Annotated in this window: 18 protein-coding genes and 2 pseudogenes; 7 read left to right on the top strand and 13 right to left on the bottom strand. The window is 68.8% G+C overall.

All coding sequences use genetic code 11. The annotated features are described in order from the left end of the window. Window positions 1–13 precede the first annotated feature (13 nt). From Vgi01_RS31485 to Vgi01_RS31475, 3 genes and pseudogenes are all read left to right on the top strand, one after another. Window positions 14–366: pseudogene (locus tag Vgi01_RS31485) on the top strand (IS110 family transposase); the annotation flags it as partial. An 87-nt stretch (window positions 367–453) separates the two neighbouring features. Continuing rightward, complete coding sequence (locus Vgi01_RS31480; RefSeq protein ID WP_373307024.1) at window positions 454–669, top strand: hypothetical protein; 216 nt, start codon at window positions 454–456, stop codon at window positions 667–669. Window positions 670–763: 94 nt separating this feature from the next. Next, window positions 764–976: a transposase gene (locus Vgi01_RS31475; RefSeq protein WP_373307023.1), complete on the top strand. Its 213-nt coding sequence runs from the start codon at window positions 764–766 to the stop codon at window positions 974–976. 159 nt (window positions 977–1135) lie between these two features. On the opposite strand, the gene Vgi01_RS23620 is transcribed toward Vgi01_RS31475, so the two are convergent. From Vgi01_RS23620 to Vgi01_RS23590, 8 genes and pseudogenes are all read right to left on the bottom strand, one after another. Further along, window positions 1136–2569, bottom strand: a complete 1434-nt coding sequence (locus Vgi01_RS23620; RefSeq protein ID WP_102658391.1) for an MFS transporter — start codon at window positions 2567–2569, stop codon at window positions 1136–1138. Window positions 2570–2661: 92 nt separating this feature from the next. Beyond that, the gene (locus tag Vgi01_RS31185) at window positions 2662–2979 is read right to left on the bottom strand and encodes a hypothetical protein (RefSeq protein WP_102658392.1); all 318 of its coding nucleotides are present in this window, start codon (window positions 2977–2979) and stop codon (window positions 2662–2664) included. A gap of 34 nt (window positions 2980–3013) precedes the next feature. After that, window positions 3014–4243 carry a glycosyltransferase gene (locus tag Vgi01_RS23610; protein WP_102658393.1) on the bottom strand — a complete coding sequence of 410 codons (1230 nt, stop codon included), beginning with the start codon at window positions 4241–4243 and terminating at the stop codon, window positions 3014–3016. A 685-nt stretch (window positions 4244–4928) separates the two neighbouring features. Further along, window positions 4929–6080: an epoxide hydrolase family protein gene (locus tag Vgi01_RS23605; protein ID WP_102658394.1), complete on the bottom strand. Its 1152-nt coding sequence runs from the start codon at window positions 6078–6080 to the stop codon at window positions 4929–4931. Continuing rightward, the gene (locus tag Vgi01_RS31265) at window positions 6077–7438 is read right to left on the bottom strand and encodes an FAD-dependent oxidoreductase (RefSeq protein WP_102658436.1); all 1362 of its coding nucleotides are present in this window, start codon (window positions 7436–7438) and stop codon (window positions 6077–6079) included. The genes Vgi01_RS23605 and Vgi01_RS31265 overlap by 4 nt, the downstream gene beginning before the upstream one ends. Window positions 7439–7795: 357 nt before the next feature. Beyond that, window positions 7796–8824 (bottom strand): annotated as a pseudogene (locus tag Vgi01_RS31260) (FAD-dependent oxidoreductase); the annotation flags it as partial. Continuing rightward, window positions 8821–10413, bottom strand: a complete 1593-nt coding sequence (locus Vgi01_RS23595) for a GMC family oxidoreductase (RefSeq protein ID WP_204292421.1) — start codon at window positions 10411–10413, stop codon at window positions 8821–8823. The pseudogene Vgi01_RS31260 and the gene Vgi01_RS23595, both read right to left, overlap by 4 nt. Continuing rightward, window positions 10413–11777 carry an aminotransferase family protein gene (locus tag Vgi01_RS23590; protein WP_102658396.1) on the bottom strand — a complete coding sequence of 455 codons (1365 nt, stop codon included), beginning with the start codon at window positions 11775–11777 and terminating at the stop codon, window positions 10413–10415. Before Vgi01_RS23590 ends, Vgi01_RS23595 begins: the two co-directional genes overlap by 1 nt. A 307-nt stretch (window positions 11778–12084) precedes the next feature. Between Vgi01_RS23590 and Vgi01_RS23585 the strand changes: the two genes are divergently transcribed. The 3 genes from Vgi01_RS23585 (at window position 12085) to Vgi01_RS23575 (ending at window position 15476) form a co-directional block, all read left to right on the top strand. After that, window positions 12085–13341: a glycosyltransferase family 2 protein gene (locus tag Vgi01_RS23585; RefSeq protein ID WP_204292420.1), complete on the top strand. Its 1257-nt coding sequence runs from the start codon at window positions 12085–12087 to the stop codon at window positions 13339–13341. A gap of 42 nt (window positions 13342–13383) precedes the next feature. After that, window positions 13384–14124: a VOC family protein gene (locus Vgi01_RS23580; protein ID WP_204292419.1), complete on the top strand. Its 741-nt coding sequence runs from the start codon at window positions 13384–13386 to the stop codon at window positions 14122–14124. A 179-nt stretch (window positions 14125–14303) separates the two neighbouring features. Next, entirely contained in the window at window positions 14304–15476 is a 1173-nt protein-coding gene (locus Vgi01_RS23575) for an acyl-CoA dehydrogenase family protein (protein ID WP_204292417.1), read from the top strand. 124 nt (window positions 15477–15600) lie between these two features. Here Vgi01_RS23575 and Vgi01_RS23570 read toward each other — a convergent pair whose 3' ends face one another. Continuing rightward, a complete protein-coding gene (locus Vgi01_RS23570) occupies window positions 15601–16539 on the bottom strand; it encodes a cyclase family protein (RefSeq protein ID WP_102658400.1) in 939 nt (312 codons plus the stop codon). Between the two features lies 1 nt (window position 16540). Continuing rightward, entirely contained in the window at window positions 16541–17698 is a 1158-nt protein-coding gene (locus tag Vgi01_RS23565; protein WP_102658401.1) for an epoxide hydrolase family protein, read from the bottom strand. 191 nt (window positions 17699–17889) lie between these two features. On the opposite strand from Vgi01_RS23565, the gene Vgi01_RS23560 reads away from it, so the two are divergent. Continuing rightward, a complete protein-coding gene (locus tag Vgi01_RS23560; RefSeq protein WP_102658402.1) occupies window positions 17890–18225 on the top strand; it encodes a YciI family protein in 336 nt (111 codons plus the stop codon). Between the two features lie 105 nt (window positions 18226–18330). Here Vgi01_RS23560 and Vgi01_RS23555 read toward each other — a convergent pair whose 3' ends face one another. The 3 genes from Vgi01_RS23555 to Vgi01_RS23545 all read right to left on the bottom strand — a co-directional run bounded on the left by Vgi01_RS23555 (window position 18331) and on the right by Vgi01_RS23545 (window position 23788). Beyond that, the gene (locus Vgi01_RS23555; protein ID WP_102658403.1) at window positions 18331–20115 is read right to left on the bottom strand and encodes an ABC transporter ATP-binding protein; all 1785 of its coding nucleotides are present in this window, start codon (window positions 20113–20115) and stop codon (window positions 18331–18333) included. Continuing rightward, window positions 20112–21989, bottom strand: a complete 1878-nt coding sequence (locus Vgi01_RS23550) for an ABC transporter ATP-binding protein (RefSeq protein WP_204292416.1) — start codon at window positions 21987–21989, stop codon at window positions 20112–20114. Before Vgi01_RS23550 ends, Vgi01_RS23555 begins: the two co-directional genes overlap by 4 nt. A 509-nt stretch (window positions 21990–22498) precedes the next feature. Then, window positions 22499–23788 (bottom strand): RNA polymerase sigma factor, encoded by a 1290-nt coding sequence (locus tag Vgi01_RS23545; protein ID WP_204292414.1) that lies wholly within the window; start codon window positions 23786–23788, stop codon window positions 22499–22501. Window positions 23789–23796: the final 8 nt, after the last annotated feature.

Raw genomic sequence — 23796 nt, 5'->3', positions numbered from 1 at the left:
GCAAACGATTGGTGTGCCGAGACGGCTGCACGACGCGGCGTTGCCGAACACTGAGGTCAGGCTGCGGCAACTGTTCGACAAGCTCGGCCGCCATGGCCGGATCCTGGTGGTGGTCGACCAGCCCGCCTCGATCGGCGCCCTGCCGATCGCGGTCGCCCGAGCGGCCGGGCATCAGGTTGCCTACCTGCCCGGACTTGCCATGCGCCGCATCGCCGACCTGCACCCCGGCACGGCGAAGACCGACGCCCGCGACGCCTACGTCATCGCTGACGCCGCCCGACCCTGCCCCACACGCTGCGGCGCGTCGACGTCAGGGACGAAACCTTCGCAGAGCTGGAAGTCCTGGTTGGCTTCGATGACGACCTCGCCGGCGAAGCCACCCGCATCTCGAACCAGATCCGTGGGCCGCTCACCCAGATCCACCCCGCCCTCGAACGGGTCCTTGGCCCGAAGATGCAGCACAAGGCCGTCCTGGAACTGCTGTCCCGCTGCGGCGGACCAGCAGGGCTACGCAAGGCCGGCCACCGCAAGCTGCTGTCCATCGCCGGCCCTCACGCCCCTCGCCTGGGCGAACGACTCATCGCCCAGATCATGACCGCCCTCGACGAGCAGACCGTCACCCTCCCCGGCGGCCACCGCCGCGGAGACGATCCTGCCCCGCCTTGTTGACAGCCTCCGCGACGTCCTGCGACAACGCGACCACGTCGCCGGCGAGGTCGAGAGGATCCTCGATGCACACCCTCTCGCCGAGGTCCTGACCTCGATGCCCGGCATCGACGTCAGGACCGCCGCCCGGATCCTGCTCGAAGTCGGCGACGGCACCGCCTTTCCCACCCCCGGACACCTCGCCGCCTACGCCGGCCTCGCACCCGTCACCCGACGATCCGGCACCAGCATCCGCGGTGAACACCCACCCGAGGCGGCAACAAGCAGCTCAAACGGGCATTCTTCCTCGCCGCGTTCGCCGCTCCCGTAGCCGCCGCCTGCGAGCAGGCGGAATTGGAGCACCCCGGAGGGTTCACCTCGGCGTTCGAGTTCCGCGGTGGTGGGCTTCTCTGCCTAAACCTGGATGGTCGATCGCTGGACGAGTCTCGGGCCGGTCTTGCGTGGGGCCGGCCTTGAGCCGGCCCCACGGTCAGCCGGCCTGCGCGACCGCCTTGCGCGGCAGCGTCAGGGCGATGACGAGGCCAACGATCGCGGCGCACACCAGGGCGATGAACGCGGCTTGGAAACCTTTGGTCAGATCGGGCAGCGCGGTTGATCCGCGCGAGACGGTCACCGACACGGTCGTGACGAGCGCGACGCCGATGGCGCCGCCGACCTGGAAGCTCGCGGTGCTCAGCCCGGAGGCGAGGCCCGACTCCGGCTCGGGGACCGCCGTGAGTGCGACGATCGAGGCGGTGGTGTGCGCGACGCCCAGGGAGAGACCGAACAGTCCGAGCGCGACGAACAGATCGCGGAAGTACTGTCCTTCAACGGGTATCCGGGACAGCAGCAGGCAGCACACGCCGAACCCGAGCAGTCCGATCCCGGCGACCACGCGGAATCCGCGCTTGGTGATGAAGGCCTGCCCGATGTAGGCGCCGAATACGGCTGCCACGGGCATGACCGAGGTGGCAAAGCCCGACATGACGGCCGAGTAGCCGAGCACCTGCTGGGTGTAGAGCGAGAAGAGCACGCTCGCGCCCCACACGATCATCGCCACGACGACCATGAGCAAGTTGCCGCTCTTGACCGTGTGCAGCCGCAGGAACCGAAGCGGCACAAGGGGTGCAGCGGATCGGGCCTCGATCACGACGAACGCCCCGAGGAGCAGGATCGCCGCGGCGAACAGGGCGATGATCGGTGCGCTGCCCCAGCCGAGCGCGGGCCCGTTGCTGATCGCATACACCAGGGCGGTTGCGGCGACGGTGATGGTGACGGCGCCGGCGATGTCGAAGTTGCGCACGCGGTTGCGGTCCCAGCTCTCGTCGAGCACGAACGGGCTGATCAGCATGACGAGCGCCACGACCGGCACGTTGACCAGGAAGACCCACTGCCAGCCGAGCCCGGTCGTGATCGTGCCGCCGAGCAGCAGCCCGGCGGTGGCGCCGACGCCGCCGACCGCTGACCACGAGGCGATGGCCCGGTTGCGTTCCTTACCCTCCCGGAAGGTGTTCATCAGGATGGACAGCGCGCTGGGCACGAGCATGGCCGACGACACGCCGTGCAGCGCGCGGGCCACGATGATGACCTCGCCGCTCCAGGCGATGCCGGAGACCAGCGAGGTGATCAGGAACAGGGCCATGCCCCACATGAACACGCGGCGCCGGCCGAGCAGGTCGGCCGCGCGCCCGCCGAGCAGGAGCAGGCCGCCGAAGGTGATGGCGTTGGCCGTGAGGATCCATTGCGCCGCCGAGGGGTCCAGCCCGAGGTCGTTCTGGATGGACGGCAGGGCCAGAATCACGATCTCCGAGTCGAGGATCATCATGAAGCTGGCGAAGCACAGCAGGACCAGCGCCGCGAAGCGACGGCGCGTGCTGGATGTGGTGCCCGTGAGGGGTGTGGCGTCGGAGAGCGTAGGCCGCATCCGGTTGCTCCTCTTGATTTTTCGGGCAGGCCACGGCAGCCCACCCACCGGACGGCGATGATCGGCGGGCAGGCTTTCCGGGGTGTGCCGAGTCAGAGGTACATGGGGTTGGGCGGCAGGCCGCAGAGCATCCGGCCGTACCGCTCCAGGTTGGCGTTGAGGTGCATCAGGGCGTGCAGGTTGAGTGCCTGGATGTCCCGTTCGATGCGCTGAATCGGCACATCCCCGTAGAGTGACGAGCCGCTGCTGGCGGTGTTGAGCATGTCGACCGCCTCCTTGATGGCGTCAGAAGCGTAGGGAGCACCTTGCCTCGATCGGCCCGTCGAGCTGGGCCTGGGCGGCCGTGACGAGGTTCTCCAGACCGTCGATGATGGTCTCGTGACCGCCACAAGGCCGCCTCCAGCTGCCATCCGCCGGCGCAGTGGTAGTAAGGGGAGTGCGGGTCTACGGCACGAGGCAGCGCACGTCGCGTCCGATGCGGCGTGCCTCGATCATGAACTGGTCCTCCCAGCGGCGCCAGAACTTCGCGAGCCGGGACGTGAGGATGACGACGTCGGCGGACTGGTCGGCCAGCGGCGTGCGTAGGCCCAGGCTGTGATGGGTGACGTGCCGCCCGGTGGCTGCCACGCGTTCGATCAGCTCCCGGTCGAAGTCCATCACGGTGGCCGCGTGCATCGACTCGGGCAACGCGCCACCAGCGCCGATCACGACCACGCGGTCGGTCGCGGAGACGCCCCGCAACGCCAGCTCGACCTCTGCCGAAACGTCCAGATCGCGCACCTCGTCGGTGTACCGGATAAGGTCGTTGTTGTCCTCCTCCCACGCCCAGAACATGTTCTCGTGGACCACCCCCGTCCAGCCGATCTCGTTGACCGGCTCCGGATTGTTGGTCACGAAGCGCAGCATGTTGGCCTGGAACTCCTCGTACTGCTCATCGAACACCCGGTCCTGGTGCTCCTCGATCACCCACGCCGCGCGGCTGAAGTGCAGCGGTAGGCCACTACGGTGCAGGCGGTATCCGAGATCGAGGTCCTCCACGGCCCAGCCGCGGTGCCCCTCGTCGAAGCCGCCCACCGCCCAGAAGTCGTCGGTGTGCACGGAGCAGTTGATGGTCCAGAAGACGAGCCACGGCACGCTACGTTTGGTCAGGTCGTCGTTGCACCTGAGCAGCGCCAACTCGCGACTGTCGAGGAACTCGTGGGCCCGGCCGTAGACCTCCACCATCTCCTCGGGTGTGAACCGCTTGAGGAGATCGGGCACCTGCAGCATCGGGTCCCCTGGGTTGTAGCCGTAGGCGTATCCGGCCAGGGCATGCCGCGGCGAACCATTGCTGTGGGCCAGATAGTGCTGTAGCACGAAGTCGGGCCCGGCGATCGCGCCGGTGTCCAAGAAGACCAGGATCGGTGCGGTGGCCAGCCTCGCACCGTTGTTGCGCGCGAGCGCGACGCGGTTGCCGAGATCCTCCTGGTAGGTGTATTTCAGGTTCAGTCGATCGGAGAACGACTTGGCGACGGTCGCCGAGTCGTCGGACGAGCCGTCGTCGGACACCACGACCTCAAACTCCGGCGTGCCGGGCACCTGCCGGGTGAGATGGTGCAAGGTGTTGTGCAGCCTGTCGCGACGGTTGTATGTCGGGATCACTATCGAAATTTTTGGGTTACCGGTTGCCGACATGGGAGCCTCCGATTATCGGTATTGGGCGCATCGATCCCGTGACGGTGTTGTTCGTGCGCGCGAATAGTGCAAAGGCTGGCGGGATCAGCTGGCGGAGGCCGTGATGAAGCTTCCGCGCAGGGACGCTCTCGCCGTCGCGGACCAGCGGTGGAACATTGGTTCGCGCTCGGGTGCCCATCGGTGTCCTTCCTTTGATGACCAGGCACCGTCCATAGCGTCATGGACCCGTTGCGGGAGCTGCCAGCGGGAGCGTCGATCTACTTTAGAAGCATATTCATGTGCTTCAACGGGTCTACTCCGATAATGCGCTCTGTTCATCCTGCTGCGCTTCTCTGGGTTGTTCTGCGTGCCTTGCCGTCGCCGCTCTGGTGCTACGGCTTGCGGCATCGTGAAGGGACAATCATGCGCAAACAGTGGGACCTGCCTGCTGCCGGCTCGGCCGCGATCGCCGTCATCACACTGGACGTCCGCATTGGGCTGATTGCACCGCACGCGGACGACATCGCAGCCTGGATCGCCGACGTCGAGGGGTGCTGCGCCGAATGCTGCCGAGCGGCGATCGGGTTTGCCAGCTCGACATCGGGCCGCCGGTCGCCCGTTCCCGTTGCGCCACATCGGATGTGGGCGTGGCCGCGGCTACCACAGGGTGGGCGGCCCAGTCAGGGCCGCCCGACTTCCGTTGCCGTCACCGCACGATACGGCCGAAGGCTCGCACGTCGTCGACGAACAGGTCCGGCTCCTCCATCGCGGCGAAGTGACCACCCCGATCGGGCTCGCTCCACCGCACGATGTCGGCCAGATAGTGGTGCGCCAGCCCGCGCAACGGCTGGAAGGGATCGTGCGGGTACACCGTGACGCCGGCCGGGACCCGTATCGGTTCCGGCCGCCAGCCGGAGGCCATCGCGCGCATGCCCTCCGCCCCCTCGTAGTAGAGCGCGGCCGACGTGCCAGCGGTGGCAGTGAACCAGTAGATACTCACGATGGTCAGCAACCGGTCCCTCGACACGGCGTCGTCGGGCACCTTCGCCGCGTCGGTCCACTCCCGGAACCGCTCCACGATCCAGGCCAACTGGCCCACCGGCGAGTCCGTCAACGCGTACGCCAAGGTCTGCGGCCGGGTCGACTGGAGCTTCATGTATCCGGACAGCTCCGCGTCGAAGCGACCCATGAGTGCCAGACGCGCCTGGTCGAGCTCGCTGAGCCCGGCCAGCTCCTCCGGGTCGCCGGACGGAAAGGTCATCAGCATGTTGACGTGCAACCCGATGACATGATCTGGTGCCACGGCGGCGACCTGCTGCGAGATGACCGCGCCGGCGTCGCCGCCCTGGACCACGTACCGGTCGTAGCCCAGCTGGTTCATCAGCTCGGCCCAGACCGGCGCGATGGTGCCCGCGTGCCACCCCGGGCGGGCCGGGCCGGAGAAGCCGAACCCTGGCGGACTGGCAATGACGAGGTGGAACGCGTCGGCCCGGTCGCCGCCGTGCGCGGCAGGGTCGGTCAGCGGACCGATGACGTCGAGGAACTCGGCCACCGAGCCCGGCCAGCCGTGGGTGATCAGCATCGGCACCGCGTCCGGCTCCGGGGAACGTACGTGCAGGAAGTGAACGGTGACACCGTTGATCTCGGCGAGGAACTGGGGGTACTGGTTCAGCTCGGCCTCGGCGGCCCGCCAGTCGTACTGGGTACGCCAGTACTCAACGAGCTCACGCAGGTACCACACCGGTACGCCGCGGCTCCAGTCATCGTCTCCCAGTGGTGCGGGCCAGCGGACGTCGGCCAGCCGACGATGGAGATCGTCGATGGCGGCCTGCGGAATCTCGATGCGGAACGGTTTCATGACGCGGCCCTCTCTACCTCGTTGGTGGGATCGAATGCGGTGAGAGACCCGGCCGCCGGCCCGGTTGTGCGGTCGCGTGACAGCCGCAGCACGCGCCGGACGAGGCCGGGGCGCATCAGCGAACTCAGCGGGTCGATCAGGCCGGCCACACGCATGAACGCCGCGGTGATCGACGGGTCCTTGGTTGCCGCGTACTGCACCCGCGCCATGTACGCGTTGCCTATGCGCACCATCGCCGACCGTTTGCCGGGTACACCTGGGAAGTCGAGGTCGCCGCTTGTGGAGATCTGCCACGGCGTGTCCACGACGCGACCGATGTCGCGCAGGAACCCGCGCGGCTCGGGCGGCGCGCCGCGGAGCAGCCACTTGCGCAGCGTCATCGCCTCGATGGCGGCGACCGTCATGCCCTGGCCGTAGACCGGGTTGAAGCTGCAAACCGCGTCGCCGAGCACGAGTAGGCGCTCCGGGAAGCGGGACAGCCGCTCGTACCGGCGCCGCAGGCTCGCCGGGAAGGTGAACGTCACGGGTTCGGTCAGCGGCTCGGCGTCGCGTAGCCCGTCGTACACGTCCGGCACCGGCAGCGAACGGGCGAAGGCCAGGAAGCCGTCGGGGTCCGACGGCGGGTGGTCGCCAAGAATCCCGGTCAGCGACACGATGCACTCATGCTCGCCGACCTGCCCGAAGAACGCCCCGCGCGGGTGCGCTGGCGACGCGACCGGGTTGATGGACTGGGTCCCGTCGAACATCTCCGGTCGCTTGCGGTACAGCCGGGTGGTGTACGCCAAGCCGATCTTCATACGTTCCTCGACCGGCCGTTGGTAGCCCAACTGCTCCAGCCACACCGGCAGGCGGGAGCCGCGCCCGGTGGCATCGATGACGAGGTCCGCGTCGAGAACGCTCTCCGTCCCCGTCACCACGTCGCGCAGCGCCACCGCGGTGACGCGCCGGTTGTCGGCGGTGGCCCGCAGGCCGGTCAACTCGGTGCCCTGCCGGTACGTCACGTTGGGCAGCGCAGCGACCCGGGAACGCAGATACTCCTCGAGAACCGGCCGCTGAGCGGTGATCGACAGCAGGCCGCTACGGGCCGGTTGAACGCGCCGACCGTCGAAGAACCAGCGCATCTCACCGAGATCACCCACCGGCACGCCACGGCTCTGCAGGTCGGTCCGCAGGCCCGGGAAGAGCTCGGTCAGGATCAGGTATCCGCGTCCGTGCAGTCCGTGCGCGTGGGCGGTGTGCGGTGTGCCGCGCCGGGGAACGTCGATGCCGAGCACCTCGTCGCGATCGACGACGACCACCTCGCGATAGTGGTCGGACAGAACACGCGCCGCGAGGGTCCCGGCCACGCTGCCGCCCACGACGACAGCGCGTTGCCCGACGACGACATCCGGCCTCCCCGCCGGTACCGTCTCGGCGTCGACCTTGCGGGCGGAGCGCAGAACGCGGGCGATGAAGCCGGGCTTCATCAGCGCGCTCGGCGGGTCGACCAGGCCGGCCACCCGGAAGAACGCGCGGGTGAAGGCGCCGTCGCGCTGGGCCGCGGTGTGCAGCCGGGCGAGGAACGCGCCGCCCACCTTGACCTTGGCCGTACGCTTCCCCTCGATCGCGGGCAATGCCAGGTCACCGCCGACGGAGGTCTCCCACGGCACGTCAACGATGCGACCCACGGCCCGGAAGAACTCCCGCGGACGGGCGGGACCGCGGCTCAGGTGCTTGGCCAGCGCGTCCGCCTCCATCGCGGCCACCGTCATCCCCTGGCCGTACACCGGGTTGAACGCGCACACGCCGTCGCCGACGACCAGCAGACCGTCCGGGAAGCGGGTCAGCTTCTCGTACCGGCGTCGGACGCTGGCCGGCACGCGGAACATCGCGGGCTCGGTGAGCGGCTCCGCGGTGCGAATCGCCTCGTAGATCTCCGGTGCGTCAAGCGATCGGGCGAACTCCAGGAACCCCTCGCGGTCCATCGGCGGGTGGTCGCCGAGCAGCCCGGTAAGGGACAGCAGGGCCACGTTGTCGGGGAACTTGCCGAAAAAGGCTCCACGCATGTTGCCCGGGTGCGGCACCGAGTTGATCGCCAGATCGGTGCCGAACGGGTCTGTGCGCAACCGGAAGTACTGCGACACATAGGCCAGGTCGATTCGCACCTTGTCCTCTGCCGGCCGCTGGTAGCCGAACTGCTCCAGCCACGCCGGGGTGCGGCTGCCGCGGCCGGTCGCGTCGACCACCAGGTCGGCATCGATCGTCTCGGGCGTCGCCCCTGGTTCGTCTCCGACGACCCGCACGCCGATGACCCGGCTGTGGTCGGCCGTCGTCGCCAGACCTTGCACAACGGTGCGCTCCCGCATGACCACTTCAGGCATGTCGACCACCCGCCGGCGCACATAGGCCTCCAGCGTCGGCCGGTTGGCCGAGACGCTACTCAGGCCCGAGTGCGACTGTTGCAGCGCGCGACCGCGGAAGTACCAGCGCAGATCCCCCGACAGGTCGCCGCTGAGCACGCCGTCGGCGGTCAGGTCGGCCTGCATACCGGGGAAGAGCCGCTCCATCACCTCCTGTCCTCGGGCCAGCAGAGCGTGCGCGTGGTGCCCTTGCGGCACACCCGCACGCGGGCCGGTCACGCCGACGACGGTGTTGCGCTCGACGACCACGACCTGGGCATACCGGTCCGCCAGCACCCGGGCCGTCACAAGGCCCGCCATTCCGGCACCGAGCACGACCGCCCGGCTGCCGAGTCTCTCACTCATCGATGCACCTCCATCAAGCCTTCGCGGGTGTGGGCCGCCTCGGTGCGGCCACGGATCAGGTCCGCCGCCCGCTCCGCGACCGCTACGGTCGGGGCGTTGGTGTTGCCCCTCGGCACAAGCGGCAGCACGGACGCGTCCACCACGCGCAGGCCGTCCACCCCGTGCACCCTCAGATCCGGGTCCAGCACGGGACCGATCGCGCAGGTGCCGGCCGGGTGGAAGACCGACTGGGTGTGTGCCCGCAGGAATGCATGCAGGTCCGCCTCGTCGGTCGAAGCCGGATATGCGTACGGGCGCACGGTGTACGGCGCCAGCGATGGCTGCCCGGCCAGCTCCATGGCGATTCGCAGGCCGGCTGTCATCGTCCGCAGGTCCGCAGGGTCCTCGTAGTACTGGTGCCGGATGCGCGGCTTGGCTGTCGGGTCGTCGGAGGCGAGGCTGACCTCGCCGCGGCTGGCCGGCCGCAACACGCAGGGCCCGAAGGAAATGCCGTGCTCGGCCGACTCGCCGAGGGCGCACTCGACAAACATCACCGGCAGCACGTGGTACTGCACGTCGGGGGCCGCCAGGTCGCTCTGGGTACGCACGAAGCCACCGGCTTCCGGCACGTTGGACGACAGCGGTCCGCTGCCGTCAGCCTCGAACTGGCGAACGTTCCTTTCCTCACCGGCGGACAGCAGGCTGACCGGCTCGTCGTGTGTGAAGACCAGGTATACGGCGGGATGGTCCTGCAGGTTGCGGCCGACCTCGGGCAGGTCGACGAGGACCGGCACGCCCACCGCCGCGAGGCGTTCGGCCGGACCGATTCCGGACAGCATGAGCAGCTGCGGGGAGTTGTACGCCCCGGCGGCCACGATGATCTCGCGCTGCGCCCGGATGTCGACCACCTCGTCGTACCGCTGGACCCGTACCCCGCAAGCCCGCCCGCCCTCGACGAGAACGCGGTGTGCGTGGGTGCGGGTGCGCACGGTCAGGTTGGGTCGAGCAGCCGACGGATGCAGGTATGCCGCCGCGGCGCTGCACCGCCGCCCGTTGCGCTGGTTCACCTGATAGAAGCCGAAACCGTCCTGGCTCGGGCCGTTGAAGTCGTCGTTGGCCGGAAACCCGGCCTCCACCGCGGCACGCACGAACGCGGCCGCCATCGGGTTGCGCGAACGGCTCTCGGCGACCGGCAGCGGGCCGCCGGTCCCGTGGTAAGCCGAGGCGCCTCGCTCGTTGTCCTCGCAGCCGACGAAGTACGGCAGCATGGTCTCGTAGGTCCAGCCGGGCTGACCCCACTCGTCGAAGTCGCGGGCGTTGCCCCGGATGTGCACCATGCCGTTCAGCGCGCTGGTACCGCCGAGCACACGTCCCCGCGGCAGATAGAGCCGGCGCCCGCCCAGCCGTGGCTCCTCGTTGCTGTTGTAGTCCCAGTCGTACTGTGAGCGCAGCAGCTTGCCGCCCGCCGCCGGGATGCGGATGTTGTCCGAGTCGTCAGCAGGTCCGGCCTCGAGCAGGCACACCGTCACGTCAGGGTCCTCGCTCAGCCGCGCCGCGAGCACGCAGCCGGCGGTGCCGGCGCCGACAATGACGTAGTCGTAGGACTCCATCACGAGTGACTGGCGGGTCGGCGGCGCAGCACGTCGGCCAGCGCCTGCGCGGCGCGGTCGACCTCGGGCCGGGAGATGACCAGCGGCGGGGCCATGACGAGGGTGTTGCCGTACTCCCGGGCCGCCACGCGGTGCTCGTCGCGCAGGGCGACGGTGACCCAGTCGGCCATCAACGGCTCCCGCGTGTCCCGGTCGGCCACCAGTTCCACGCCGGCGGTGGCGCCGGCTACCCGCACCTCGCCGACGTTGGGCAGGTCGGCAAGGGGGGCCAATGCCTCGCGCAGCCACGTGCCGACCGTGCGGGACCGATCCACCAGGCCCTCCTGCTCAAGCAGATCGAGGTTGGCGTGCGCGACCGCGCAGGCGGCGGCGTGGCCGGAGTAGGTGTGACCGTGGAACAGATACGTGTCGCCGCCGGCGATCGTCTCGGCGATCGCGTCGCTCATGAGCACCGCCCCCAGCGGGGCGTAGCCGCTGGTGAGGCCCTTCGCCACGGTCACCAGGTCGGCCTGCATGCCGCGCTCGGCCGAGTCGTACCAGGCGCCGGTCCGGCCGAAACCGGTGACGATCTCGTCGGCGATGAGCAGGATCCCGTGGCGCGACAGCAGCTCGCGGACCCGCGGCCAGTAGTCCGCGGGCGGTATGAGAACCCCCGCGCCGCCCATGACCGGCTCGCCGATCATCGCCGCCACGTTGCTGGGGCCGATCCGCTCGATGGTGGTAGCCAACTCCTCGATGAGGAAGTCGGTGAGGTCCCGGCCGGGACACGTGTCCGGCGCGCGGTAGCTGTGCGGGGGCGAGACCCGCGCCACGTTCGGGAACTCCGGCCCGATGCCCTCGTGAATGCCGGGGAACCCGGTCGCGGCGCCGCTGGCATAGGTGCAGCCGTGATAGGCGAAGTTCCGCGAGATGAACCAGACGCGCTCTGGCTCGCCGCGGTGGTGGTGATAGAGCCGGGCGAACTTGAAGGCCGTCTCCACGCTCTCAGAGCCGCCGTTGGTGAAGAACACCCGGTCCAGCCCGTCGGGGGCCAGGTCGACCAGCCGCTGCGCGAGCGTGATGGACTGGTCGTTGGCGAAGATGTCGAACCCGGTGTAGTACGCCAGCTTGCGCATCTGACGGGCCGCCGCGTCAGCCAGTTCCGGCCGACCGTGCCCGACCTGCGCGACCCAGTTGCCGGCACCCATGACGTCCAGCAGTTCCACACCGGACGCGTCCCACACCGTGCACCCGTCACCGCGGACGATCGTGATGCGCTTCGACCGGCCGCCGTGGTGGTGCGGATGCACCAGCACCCGCCGATCGATCTCGGCGAGCTGCGCCGCGGTCAGCATCGTGCGCGGCATCTCGTTGACGACAGACATGGCACTCTTCCCCTTACCGATATGTGCTGGCTTGCAGTGCGACAGGCGGCCCCGTGGGCGGGTCATCAGGCCGACTCGGGGCGTCCGGTTGTCGTGTCCAGACCGAGCCACAATCACGTCGTTGATGTGGAAGGGTTGATCGTCCGAAGCGTCATCAGCAACGGGATGACAGCGATTTCTCCCTGTCCGGAGTCGGGCGACGCCTTGCAAGCGTCACCCAGCCGTCATCGGTGGGCATCCTCGTGAATGCGTCGCGAGCGGCACTCTGGGAGATGAACACGGACGTTCTCGTCGGCACACTGGCAGAGTGGACGCTACTAGGACAGCAGGCTCGGTTCCCCGGGTGACGGTGGTCATCCCGACCTACAACCGGCGCGACTTGTTGCGTGAAACGCTGCGAAACCTCACCCGGCAGCGAATGCCGGCCGACGAATTCGAAGTCATCGTCGCTGACGACGGTTCGTCGGACGGTAGCCGCGCGGTGGTCGAAGAGGCGTCGCAGCAGCTGCGAATCAAATACCACTTCCAGCCCGACGAGGGCAACCGGGTGTGCCTGGCCCGCAACGCCGGCGCCCGGCTGGCCGCCGCGCCGCTGCTGGTTTTCCTCGACAGCGGTGTATACGTCGGGCCGGACTTCCTGACCGAGCACGTCGCGGCCCACGCCAAAGGCGAACGGCTGGTCGTGGTGGGCTATACCTGGGGCTACGACTTTGAAAAGGAACCTCCCCCCGGTCTGGCCGAGGCAGTGACCGAGTCGCTGCCAGAGGACGTCGTCGCTCGGTTCCACAACTCGCCGGCCTTCTTCGATGCCCGGCACGCGGCGTTCGTCAAGACCGACTTCGACCTCAGTCGGATGGTCGCACCGTGGGTCCTGCTCTGGGGGCTCAACTTCTCCATATCCGCCGAGGACTACTGGCGGGTGGACGGCTTCGACGAGGGCATCGTCCTCTGGGGTCTGGATGACCTGGAACTGGGCTTCCGATTGTTCAAGGCCGGCCTCGAATTCCGGCTCAGCCGCACCGCCTGGGCGGTGCACGCACCGCACGATCGGGCACCCCTGGCCGATGCGCTGGCCGGCACCATGGTGAACATGCGCCGGATGATGTCCAGGTTCCCGGAGCCGATGACCGAGCTGGCCTGGAACCTGCTGAACAACGACGATGACCTGCTGGAGGTGGATGAGAACTACCGGTTCCTGATCGGCTGTATCGATCAGGCCCGGTCCGTCGACGTGGCGGCGGAGGTCGCCGACCTGCTGCCGCAGCTACCACCCGGCCGTCTCGCGGTGTTTGGCGCGGGCCGCCGCCTGCCGGCGGAACTGGCCGGCGCGGTGACCCTGGACTTCGACGCCGACGCCGTGGCCGAGCTCGGTGCCACGTACCACGCCATCGGCATCCGCACTCCGCTGCCCGACCACGCCGTGGATGTCGTGGTCCTGACGTCGCGCCTGGCCGGACTCTGGCCGCGCTGGTCGACCGAGATCCTGGCGGAGGCTGCCCGGGTCGGCGGATCGGTACAACTTACGCCCGCGTTGATCCAAAAGACGGCCGCCATTTCTCGATAGGTTGAAGACTAGAAGTCATCGATCGATACGTGGAGGTCCTGAATGTCAACGCCACGACTCGGCAGCATTCTGCTCGGCTCGGCCGACCCGGAACGGCTGCGCACCTGGTACATCGAGGCGTTCGAAGCGCTTCAGCAACCGTCCGGCTTCCTCGACTTCGACGGGTTCGACGTGCTCGTGGACAGTCGCGACGACGTCGCGACGACGACGGTGGAACCCGGGCGCGTCATCCTCAACTTCGAGGTCACGGATGCCCGCAAGGTGGCCGCACACCTCGACGCTATGGGCGTGTCCTGGGTCGCGCCGCTGGAGGAGCGTAAGGACGGCCTGTTCGGCACACTGCTGGACCCGGACGGCAACTACGTGCAGATCATCGAGCTCAACGCGGAGTACCTCGCCGCCGCCCGCGGTGGCTCCGGGATGCTCGCGGGTGCGGTGGCGTTCAACGGGTTCTCGGTGGACGACATCCCCCGCGCGCAGGAGTTCTACCGCGACACGCTCGGGATCCCGGTGACCGAGCAGCACGGCATGCTGCACCTGCATGTCGGCGGCAACCGGGAAATCCTGGTATACCCCAAGCCGAACCACGAGCCAGCCACGTACACGATGCTCAACTTCCCGGTCGATGACATCGACGCGGCGGTGGCGTGGCTGCGCGAGCGCGGCGTGGAGATGGAGAAGTTCGACGGCGTGGACGACGACGGTGTGTTCCGCAAGGGCGGGCCGCTGATCGCCTGGTTCCGTGACCCGGCCGGCAACATCATGTCGGTCATCAAAGAGTGAAACCCGCCCGTGGGTGAGTGACGCAGCAAGGTGCGGCTGAGCCGCGCGGAGGAAGGTGAAGCAGCGCTCCGGCCGGCGCGAGAATTCGGATACCGGCCGGTTCGCGTCTCCGGACGGCGTACTCCCCGAAAGGGACTCTTACACGACATTCCCTCAACCGAGGCCTCGAGGAGGACGCGATGGAGACCACCGAGCTACCGACGCAGATCGAACTGGTTCATCGGGCGTCGCAACTGGCGCCTGTAATGACCGAGCACGCCGGCTGGAACGAGGAGAATCGCCGGGTCCATGACACGGTCGTCGAGGCGCTGACCGACGCCGGGATGTTCCGGCTCCGGGTGCCGGCGGCCAACGGCGGCTACGAGAGTGACGCGACCACCATGGTCGCGGTGGCCACCGAGCTGGCGAAGGCCGACGCCTCCGCGGCCTGGACCGTCGCGGTCAACTGGATCACCACGTGGATGGCCGCGCTGTTCCCGCCGGAGGTGCGCGACGAGGTCTTTGCCGACGCGAGCCTGCGCATGTGCGGCACCCTGAGCCCGTCGGCGACGGCCGCACCCGTCGACGGCGGTTTCCTCGTGAACGGGAAGTGGGGCTTCGTCAGCGGCGCCCCGCACAGCCAGTGGCAGGTCCTGGTGGCCATGGCCCCGGGCCCTGGGGGCGACCCGTGGCCGGTGATGGCCCTCGCCCCGCTGTCGGACCTGCTGGTCGTGGATGACTGGCACACCTCGGGCCTGCGCGGATCGGGCAGCGTCACCACGGTGGCGGACAACGTGTTCGTCCCGGCCGCGAGGGTTGTGCCGCTGGTATCCGCGCTTCCCGACGGCTACGCGTCAGGCCGCACCGGCATCTACGGCGCTCCGCTCGTGGCGACCGCGGCTGCCTCAGTGACCGGCCTCGCCGTCGGAATGGCCCGGGCGGCCATCGACCAGTTCCGCCAGCGGATGCAGGAGCGGGGCATCACGTACACCTCGTACGCCTCCCAGGCGGCCGCGCCGGTGACCCACCTCAAGCTCGCCGACGCCGTGGTGCGTGCCGACGAGGCCGAGTTCCACGCGCAGCGGCTGGCCCGGCAAACGGACACCAAGAACGCCGCTGCGGACCCCTGGACGATCGAGGACCGTGCCCGTGCCCGGGTCGACATGGGACGTGCCTGCCGCCTGGCCCAAGAGTCCGTGAACATCCTGCGCCGAGCCAGCGGCGGCTCCTCCATCTATACGAACGTGCCGATCCAGCAGATCGCCCGTGACATCGATGCGATGAACATGCACGCCCTGATGCAGCCCGAGACCAACCTCGAGCTGTACGGCCGCGTGCTGAGCGGGCTCGAACCGGACACCCTGTATCTGTAGGCGGAATGGGATTCGGGCTCCTCGGCTGACGGTCGAGGAGCCCGAATCTATGCACCCGAGGCGGCACTGGGGACAGCATTGAGCCGCTCCGCGGAGAAACACACGGAGCGGCCCGATCGAGCGGTTACTTGATCGCCAGCGGGTTGATCGGCGACGCCACCGCCCGGCTCACCTTCAGCGGAGGTGCCGCGAAGAAAAACTCCCAGACACCGTCGTCCTCGCAGTCGGCCGCGAGTTCCTCGAAGTCCAAGATCTCCCCGAGCGTCATGCCCATGTCCCGGATGAGAACCATGTGGACGGTCAACAGCGCGTCAGGGTTCTCGCCCGGAAGCACCTCGATGGCCCAGTTGTCCGAGCAGACCGCGGCGACGTCGCGGTCGCGCAGCCAGGCGCAGCACGCCTGGCCGAGGCCGGGCTCACCGGCCATGAACGCGTTCCGGTCGCCGTCGCGCAGGAACTTGCGGCGCCAGCCGGTGCGGAACAACAGGATGTCGCCCGGGCCGACCTCGACACCGCCCTGCCGCGCGGCCGCCTCGTCGAGATCCTCGGGAGTGATGACGGTGCCGCTTTCCAGCCAGTCGACGCCCTTCAGCGCCGCGATGTCCAGCAGCACGCCACGGCCGGCAATTCCCGCGCTCTGCTGGTCGATTGCGCAGTGCGCGGCGCCTCTGACTGTCACACCGCCGGCCGGGAAGCCGTTGTACATCCGGTCGTCGTAATACACGTGCGACAGCGCGTCCCACTGCGATGAACCCTGCAACGCCATGAAGATGTAGTCGTCGGCGAACCGGAACCCGCCCGGGAACACCTGCTCGGCGCCGGTCTCCGACATCAGGTGGACGGGATTGATCCGTCCTCCACCCGGCTGCGGGCCGTTCCCGTCGAGCGGGATGCCAAGGTCGAACACCTTGCCCCGCCGGATTAGGCCGGCCGCTGCCACCAGCCGCTCCGGCGTGATCAGGTTGGTGGTGCCGCGCTGGTCGTCCGGGCCCCAGCGGCCCCAGTTGCTCAGCCGCGCGCCGAGCGCCCGGAAGTCCTCTACCGCAGCCGGCTGCTGGCTCATGTCATTCCTTGATCAGTCGGCGGAACGCCCGGACGTCCTCGATGAACAGGTCCGGCTCCTCCAGCGCGGCGAAGTTGCCGCCCCGGTCGAACTCGTTCCAGTGCACGATCGACGGGAAGTCCCGATCGGCGAAGCGCCGGATCGGCACGAACGGTGCGTGCGGGAACACCGCCACACCGAGCGGTGCCTTGATCGCCGGGTACCGGCCCGTGGACACGTTGATCGGCAGGTTCTCGGCGATCTCGTAGTAGAACTGGGCGGAGGAGCCAGCCGTACCGGTGAACCAGTAGATGCTTGCGATGGCCAGGAGGCGGTCGCGGTTCACCGCGTCCTCGGGAACGCTCGCCGAGTCCGTCCAGTCCTTGTACTTTTCCACGATCCAGGCAAGCTGCCCGACCGGCGAGTCGGCCAGCGCGTACGCCACCGTGTGCGGCCGGGTCGCCTGGAGCTTCATCGATCCGGCGAGCTCCCGGACGAACCGGGCCGACCGCGCCAGCCGGGCCCGGTCCTCGTCGTCGAGGGTGTCGAGCTCTCCCGGATCGCCGCTGGGCGGGGTAGGCAGCGTGTTGAGGTGCACCCCGGCCACGTGCTCCTCGTCCACGCCGGCGAGAGTGAGCGACACACCGGTGCCGAAGTCGGCGGCCTGAGCCAGGTAGCGGTCGTATCCGAGCCGGCGCATCAGCTCCGCCCACGCCTGGGCTGTGCGCAGGTTGTTCCAGCCGACGTTCGGGTTGGGCCCGGAGAAGCCGAACCCAGGCAACGAGGGAATCACGAGGTGGAACGCGTCCGCCGGGTCGCCGCCGTGGGCCCGGGGATCGGTCAGCGGTCCGATGACGTCCAGGAACTCCACGACCGAGCCGGGCCAACCGTGCGTCATGATCATCGGCATCGCGCCCGGCTCAGGCGAACGCACGTGCATGAAGTAGATGGTCGTACCGTCGAAGTCAGCGGTGTACTGGGGGTACCCGTTCAAGGAGGCCTCGACGGCACGCCAGTCGAAGTCGGTGCGCCAGTAATCGACCAGGTTCTTGAGGTAGCTCGTCGGCACGCCACGCTCCCAGCCGACGTCTGGCAGCTTCTCCGGCCAACGGGCCTCAGCCAACCGGCGACTGAGATCGTTCAGCTGCACCTCGGGTATCTGTACGCGAAATGGCTGCATACAGTAATGATCGGCGCGCCACCCAGCAAGGTGCATCTCTTCCCTTGCCGTTGCCCGCGTCGGCGCACCGACCCAGCTCAGCGCGAGCGGACATTCCCTTGACCAACTCACGACGAAAACTCGCCGCTGCTGTCCATCGGCGACCTCGCCGGCCGTCGTACCGTAAGAGATGGATGCCGGGAGGAGAACCGATGAAATATCTCATGCTGGTCTGTGTCGACGAGTCGCTGGTCCTGCCGCCGGATGATGCGGCGGTATTCGATTGTCCCGGCGAGTGGGCGGAGGAGGCCGGACGCAACGTCTGGCTGTCCGGCAGTCAGTTGCAGGGGGTCAGCGATGCCACCACGGTACGGGTCCGCGACAGCGAGGTGCTGATAGCGGACGGCCCGTTCACCGAGACCAAGGAGCAGATCGCCGGCTTCGACATCATCGAGTGTGCCGACCTCGACGAGGCGATCGAGGTGGCGTCCAAGCACCCGGTCGCCCGGCACGGCGTGCTGGAGCTGCGGCCCTTCCGGCAGGGGTGAGCGGGGCCCTCAACCGCGCCGCGGTTGAGGGCCCCGCTCAGGCAGCGCCCCAACTCGTCACGGGTCGGTTGCGCTCATGCTCGACACGTCCCCGCCTTCCCGCGCCTACCGGTAGGCCTGGGCCTGAAGGCTGAACAGATCGGCGTAAAGCTCGCCGCGTCGCATCAGCTCATCGTGACTGCCGGCCTCGACCACCCGGCCGTCGCGCAACACGATGATCAGATCCGCCATGCGCACCGTCGAGAAACGGTGCGAAACGAACAGGGTGATGGCCCCGGTACTGGCCCGCAGCTGCGCGGCCTGCCGGGCGTACGACTCGAACAACCGATCCTCGGCCAGCGGATCCAGGGCCGACGTGGGCTCGTCGAGCACCAGCAACAACGGCTCCTCGCGCATAAGCGCCCGGCCCAGCGCGAGCTTCTGCCACTGACCACCGGAGAGCTCGGCACCCTCGGTGTAGCTCTTGCCAAGCTGGGTGCGCAGTCCGTGCTCCAGCCGCTCCAGGACGTCGCTGCCCTGCGCCCGATCCAACGCGTCGATGACCGCGCCGTCGTCTCCCATCCGGCTCACGTCGCCGAGACCGACCACCTGGCCCGCGAGCAGTTCGAAGCGGACGAAGTCCTGGAAGGCCGCCGACAGATACCTGCGCCATGACTCGGCCGGAATCCGACGCAGGTCCGTGCCATCGACCAGAATCTGCCCGCTGGTCGGCCGGTACAGGCCGCAGAGCAGCTTGACCAGGGTGGTCTTGCCGGCGCCGTTCTCGCCGACGATGGCCACGCTGGCCCCGGCCGGCAGGCTCAACGACACGCCGCTCAGCACCGCTTCGCTGGTGCCCGGATAGGTGAAGTCCACGTCCCGGAGCTCGATCCCGGTGGTCAGCCGAGCCGGCGGCTCCTGGTCGACCGGCACCGGGTGGTCGACCGCGACCAGCTTCCGCACGGAATCCAGGCGGCGCAGCATGCTGCCCATCCGTTGAAGGTTGGCGAGCAGCGTGACCGCCACGGTGACCTGCTGGTTGACCTGGGTGGCGAGGACAATGACGAGAACCACGTCGCCGATCGTGCTGCGGCCGGTGATGGCCTCCCGCACGACCAGCAACACCGCGCCGACATAGGCCAGGCCGAACATCACCTGCCCGAGGGTCCGGACCGCGGAGGCCGCCCCGTACGAACGGACCAGCCCTCGGCTCGCCCGCTCCCATTCCCGCTGGTGCCGCCGGCGCAGCTCGTCGCGGAGCCGGAAGACCCGCAACTCGCCGGCGAACCGGGCCGAGGTGGACAGCCGGAACAGGTTGAGGGCGATCCGAGTCGGCTCGGCGGTTTCGGTCTTGGCCCGGTCGATCCGCGACTCGGCCCAACGCCCGCAGATCAGCGGCGGCACCGCCGCGAGCGGAAGTAGCAGCAGAATCGGGTTCAGGCCGGCCAGCAGGATCGCGGTGAATATCATCGCCAGGCTCAGGCCCAGCATCCCGAACAGCGACTCCAGTGCACCGATCAGCCCACGGCTCTCCCGGTGCAGCACCGTCAGTTCGTCGGCGTACTCGGCGCGTTCCTGGTGTTCGATCCCCTCGGAGCCGTTGGTGAGCAGGATCAGATCCCGCACCACTTCGAGCTCGGCCAGTTCGGCCAGTTCCTGGTAGAAGATGTACGAGAAGTGCGCAAAGGTAAGGCTCACGATGGCCAGGACCGCCACCGCGACGCCGTACCAGACGGCCGCGCCGGCCTGTCCGGAGATGACCGCGTCGGTCATCATTCCCAGCACCAGAGCCAGCAGCGGGCCGCTCACGGTACCGGCCACCATCAGGCCCGTCGCCGCGATGGTCTTGCGGCGGTCCGCCCGCCAGGCCATCGCCAGCAGCCGCCAGAACCCGCTCAACGTCGTTCTCATGCCACCCTCGTCGTCTCGTCGGTGAACCGGTCGGCCTGCAACCGGAACAGTCGTGCGTACTCGCCGTCCTGGGCCATCAGCTCGTCGTGGCTGCCCTGCTCAGCCACTCGGCCGCCGTCGAGCACCACGATTCGATCGGCCTGCCGCACGGTGGAGAACCGGTGCGAGATCAACAACGTTGTGGCACCCTCCGTGAGCTGGGTGAACTCCCGGAAGAAGCCGGCCTCGGCGCGGACGTCCAGGCTGGCTGTGGGCTCGTCGAGTACCAGGATCGAGGCGCCGTGGCGCAGGCCGAACAGCGCCCGAGCCAACGCGATCCGCTGCCACTGCCCCCCAGACAGGTCGGCGCCGTCCACGAGGTGCCGGGCCAACAAGGTCTCCATGCCGCGCGGCAGCGTGTCGAGCATCTCGTGTAGGTTCACCGCCTCGACCGCGGACCGGATCCCGGCCCGGTCGTCCAGGTGCTCCACCGCACCGAAGCCGACGTTGTCGGCGGCCGACACCTCGAACCGGGCGAACTCCTGGAAGGTGACCCCGAGCCGGGCCCGCCACTCGTGCAGCTCGTATGAGCGGATGTCGACGCCGTCCAGCCGGATCGTGCCCGAGGTCGGCTCGTACAACCGGGCGAGCAGCTTGACCAGGGTGGTCTTGCCGGCGCCGTTCACACCGACCAGGGCCGTGCACTGACCGATCGGGATGGTGAGGTCCAGGTCCTCAAAAATCATCCGGTCGTCGCCCGGATAGTGGAAGCTCACCCGGTCGAAGTGGATCGTCCCGGTCGGCGGGGCGGGCGGCGCTGCGACGTCCCCCACAGCCTGCCCGGCGTACCGGGCGACTCCTTCGCGGAAGAGCTTGACCTTCTGGTAGGCGTGCATGCCGAGAGCGGTCTGAAGGTCCGACTCCGGCCAGTACTCGCCCAGCCGCAGCGCGCCGAGTGCCGCCTGCATGACCATCGCGAACCCGGTCAGGGTCAGCCCGGCCGTCACATCCGTCCCGGCCCGGCCCGCGAAGGCGAACACCGCGCCGGCAATGACCAGGCCAACAATCGTGACCCGGACGAACTGCCACAGATAGATCCGTCGGCGCGCCTCCCACACCAGCGCCAGCCATTCGAGGAAGCTGTGGCGCCAGAAATCCACGAAGAAGTTGTGCAGCCCGAAGACGCGCATCTCCTTGGCCGAACCCGCCGCCGTGGCCACCTCACGCAGGTAGTCGTTCCTCAGCTCCTGCGGGTCGAGCAGGAACCGCTCCTCGGCAAACTTCCGCAGGCCACCGCGCTGTCCGTAACGCTGTAGCACCACGGCAGCGGCCAGCGCCGCCGCAGCGGGCCACGACAGCACCACGCCGACCACCACGGCATACCCGACCAACTGTGTGTAGCGCCCGATCAGGGCGAGCAGGCCGGCCACGGCCTCGCCAGGGCTGAACAGCCAGTTCTCCAGCTCCCGGGCGGCCACCCGAAGGTGCTCCACCAGGCTCGGGTCCTCCAAAGGGCCGACCCCCGCAGTCCTGGTCGCGATCGACATCAGCTCGCCGCTGACCAAGCCGTCGATGCGCCGCGCCACGAGCTTGCCGAGCAGTTCCTGCACCGGCGCAACGATCTGCTGTCCGACGAACGCCGCCGCGGCCAGTAGGAAGGCGGTCACCAGGTCGTCCCACTCCGGCGATCCCAGGCCGGCGATGACCGCGGCCGGCACCTTGCCGAGCAGGATCGAGGAGGCCACCACGAACGCAGGCGGCAACAGCCCAACGACCAGGTTGACCAGCACCATGGTCACGATCATCGGGGCGCCGGCGCGACCGGCCAGCCGGGCGATCTCCAGCCGGTCCCGGGTCAGCCGGACCAGGGTTTGCAGGCGGGTCTCCGGCGTCATCGCACCCCTCCTGCGACGAGGGCGCAGCTGAGCAGGGTCCTGCGGTCGCAGTTCGCAATGATGATGCTGCACGTGTGTATGTGATGACCTGTCACCGGTCCTCCAGTTCGGAGATCGTGGGTATTCAGGAGAACGACGAACACGGAGCCCGCAAATGGACAACTGCATCCGCCCATCCCGGAGCGGACTCCGAGGCGGGCCTCCCCGTCGAAGCGCGGGAACAGGTCCGGATGGTCGAAGGGGTGGAGGCCGAGCAGGCTCAGCCGGTCGCTGATCACGGAAACGATGTTCTTCCCGATAGCGCGAACGGCGGGAACGGGGCGCATCCACGCCGAGCGCGGTATGCCCGTGACACGTCGCTGCCTCATCATGTGCCGGGCCGTACCGACGGTCCATCGTCAAACTGCGCAGACGGCGGCTGCCTCCTCACCCGCCAACGCCATCAACCATGGGGCGCGATGCGCGCCACCCGGTGCCGAACGGCGGGGCCATCGGCGGCATGCCGGCGCTCAGGGGCCCGGCGTCCACGCCCCCGTCCCGGCGCCGGTCATCTCGTCCATCCGACGGCTCAGGTAACGGCGCTCAGCCACATTGCCGGTGAGCCCGAGCGCACGCTGGTAGCTCGCGGCGGCGTCTCCCCGGCGGCCGAGGCGGCGCAGTAGGTCGGCGCGCAGCGCCGGCAACAAGTGATAGTCGCGCAGCTGGCCGGAGGCGTCCAGGTCATCGACCAGCCGCAGGGCCGCCTCCGGGCCATCGACCATGGCGACCGCGACCGCCCGGTTCAGCTCCACCACCGGTGAGGGGGTCAGCTCTGCGAGGCGTCCGTACAGGGCGACTATCCGCGCCCAGTCGGTGTCCGCGGCACAGGACGCCTCGGCGTGACAGGCCGCGATGGCGGCCTGGACCTGGTATGGGCCGATCCGCTGGCTGCCCAGCCCATCTAGTAGGCCGATCGCCTCGTCGATCTCCACCCGGTCCCAGAGCGAACGGTCCTGGTCCTCCAGGGTGATCAGGTCACCGTTGGCGTCAACCCGCGCCCGGCGCCGGGAGTGCTGCAAGAGCATGAGCGCGAGCAGCCCGGCCGCCTCGGGCTCGCCGGGCAACAACCCCACCAGCGCCCGGGTCAGCCGGATCGCGTCCATGCACAACCCGTCACGGGCCAGCTCCGCGCCGCCGGACGACGCGTAACCCTCGTTGAACAACAGGTAGAGCACCGCCAGCACCCCGGACGTACGCTCCGGCAGCAGGTTCGGCGGTGGCACCCGGAAGGGTATCGCCGCGTTGGCAATCTTCCGCTTCGCACGGACTAGGCGCTTGGCCATGGTCGGCACGGGCAGCAGGAACGCGCGGGCGATCTCCGCGGTCGTCAGGCCCGCCAAAGTACGCAGGGTGAGCGCCACCCTGGCCTCCAGTGGCAGCGCCGGATGGCAGCAGGTGAACATGAGGCGAAGACGGTCGTCCTGGATCTCTGCCCCCGCGTCGTCGGGGTCGTCTGAGTCGGTGTCAACGGCCAGGGCGGCGAGCTCCCGCAGTTTGCTGCTCTCCGTGGTGGCGCGCCGCAGTCGGTCGTAGGCCCGGTTGCGGGCCACCGTCATGAGCCAGGCGCCAGGACGGCGCGGCACCCCGGACTCGGGCCAGGTACGCAACGCCTCCACAAAGGCGTCCTGGGTGCAGTCCTCAGCCAGGTCCCAGTCACCGGTCAGCCGGATCAGCGCCGCGACGACTCGTCCCGACTCCTCCCGGAACGCACGGACGATTACCTCCTGGTCCTGCGGGCCCAAGTCGGTCGGCCGCCCCATGAAGTTCC

Origin of the sequence: Micromonospora gifhornensis (assembly GCF_016863515.1) — a bacterium.
Lineage (GTDB): Bacteria > Actinomycetota > Actinomycetes > Mycobacteriales > Micromonosporaceae > Micromonospora > Micromonospora gifhornensis.
This window is presented reverse-complemented; position numbering and strand designations above follow the sequence as displayed.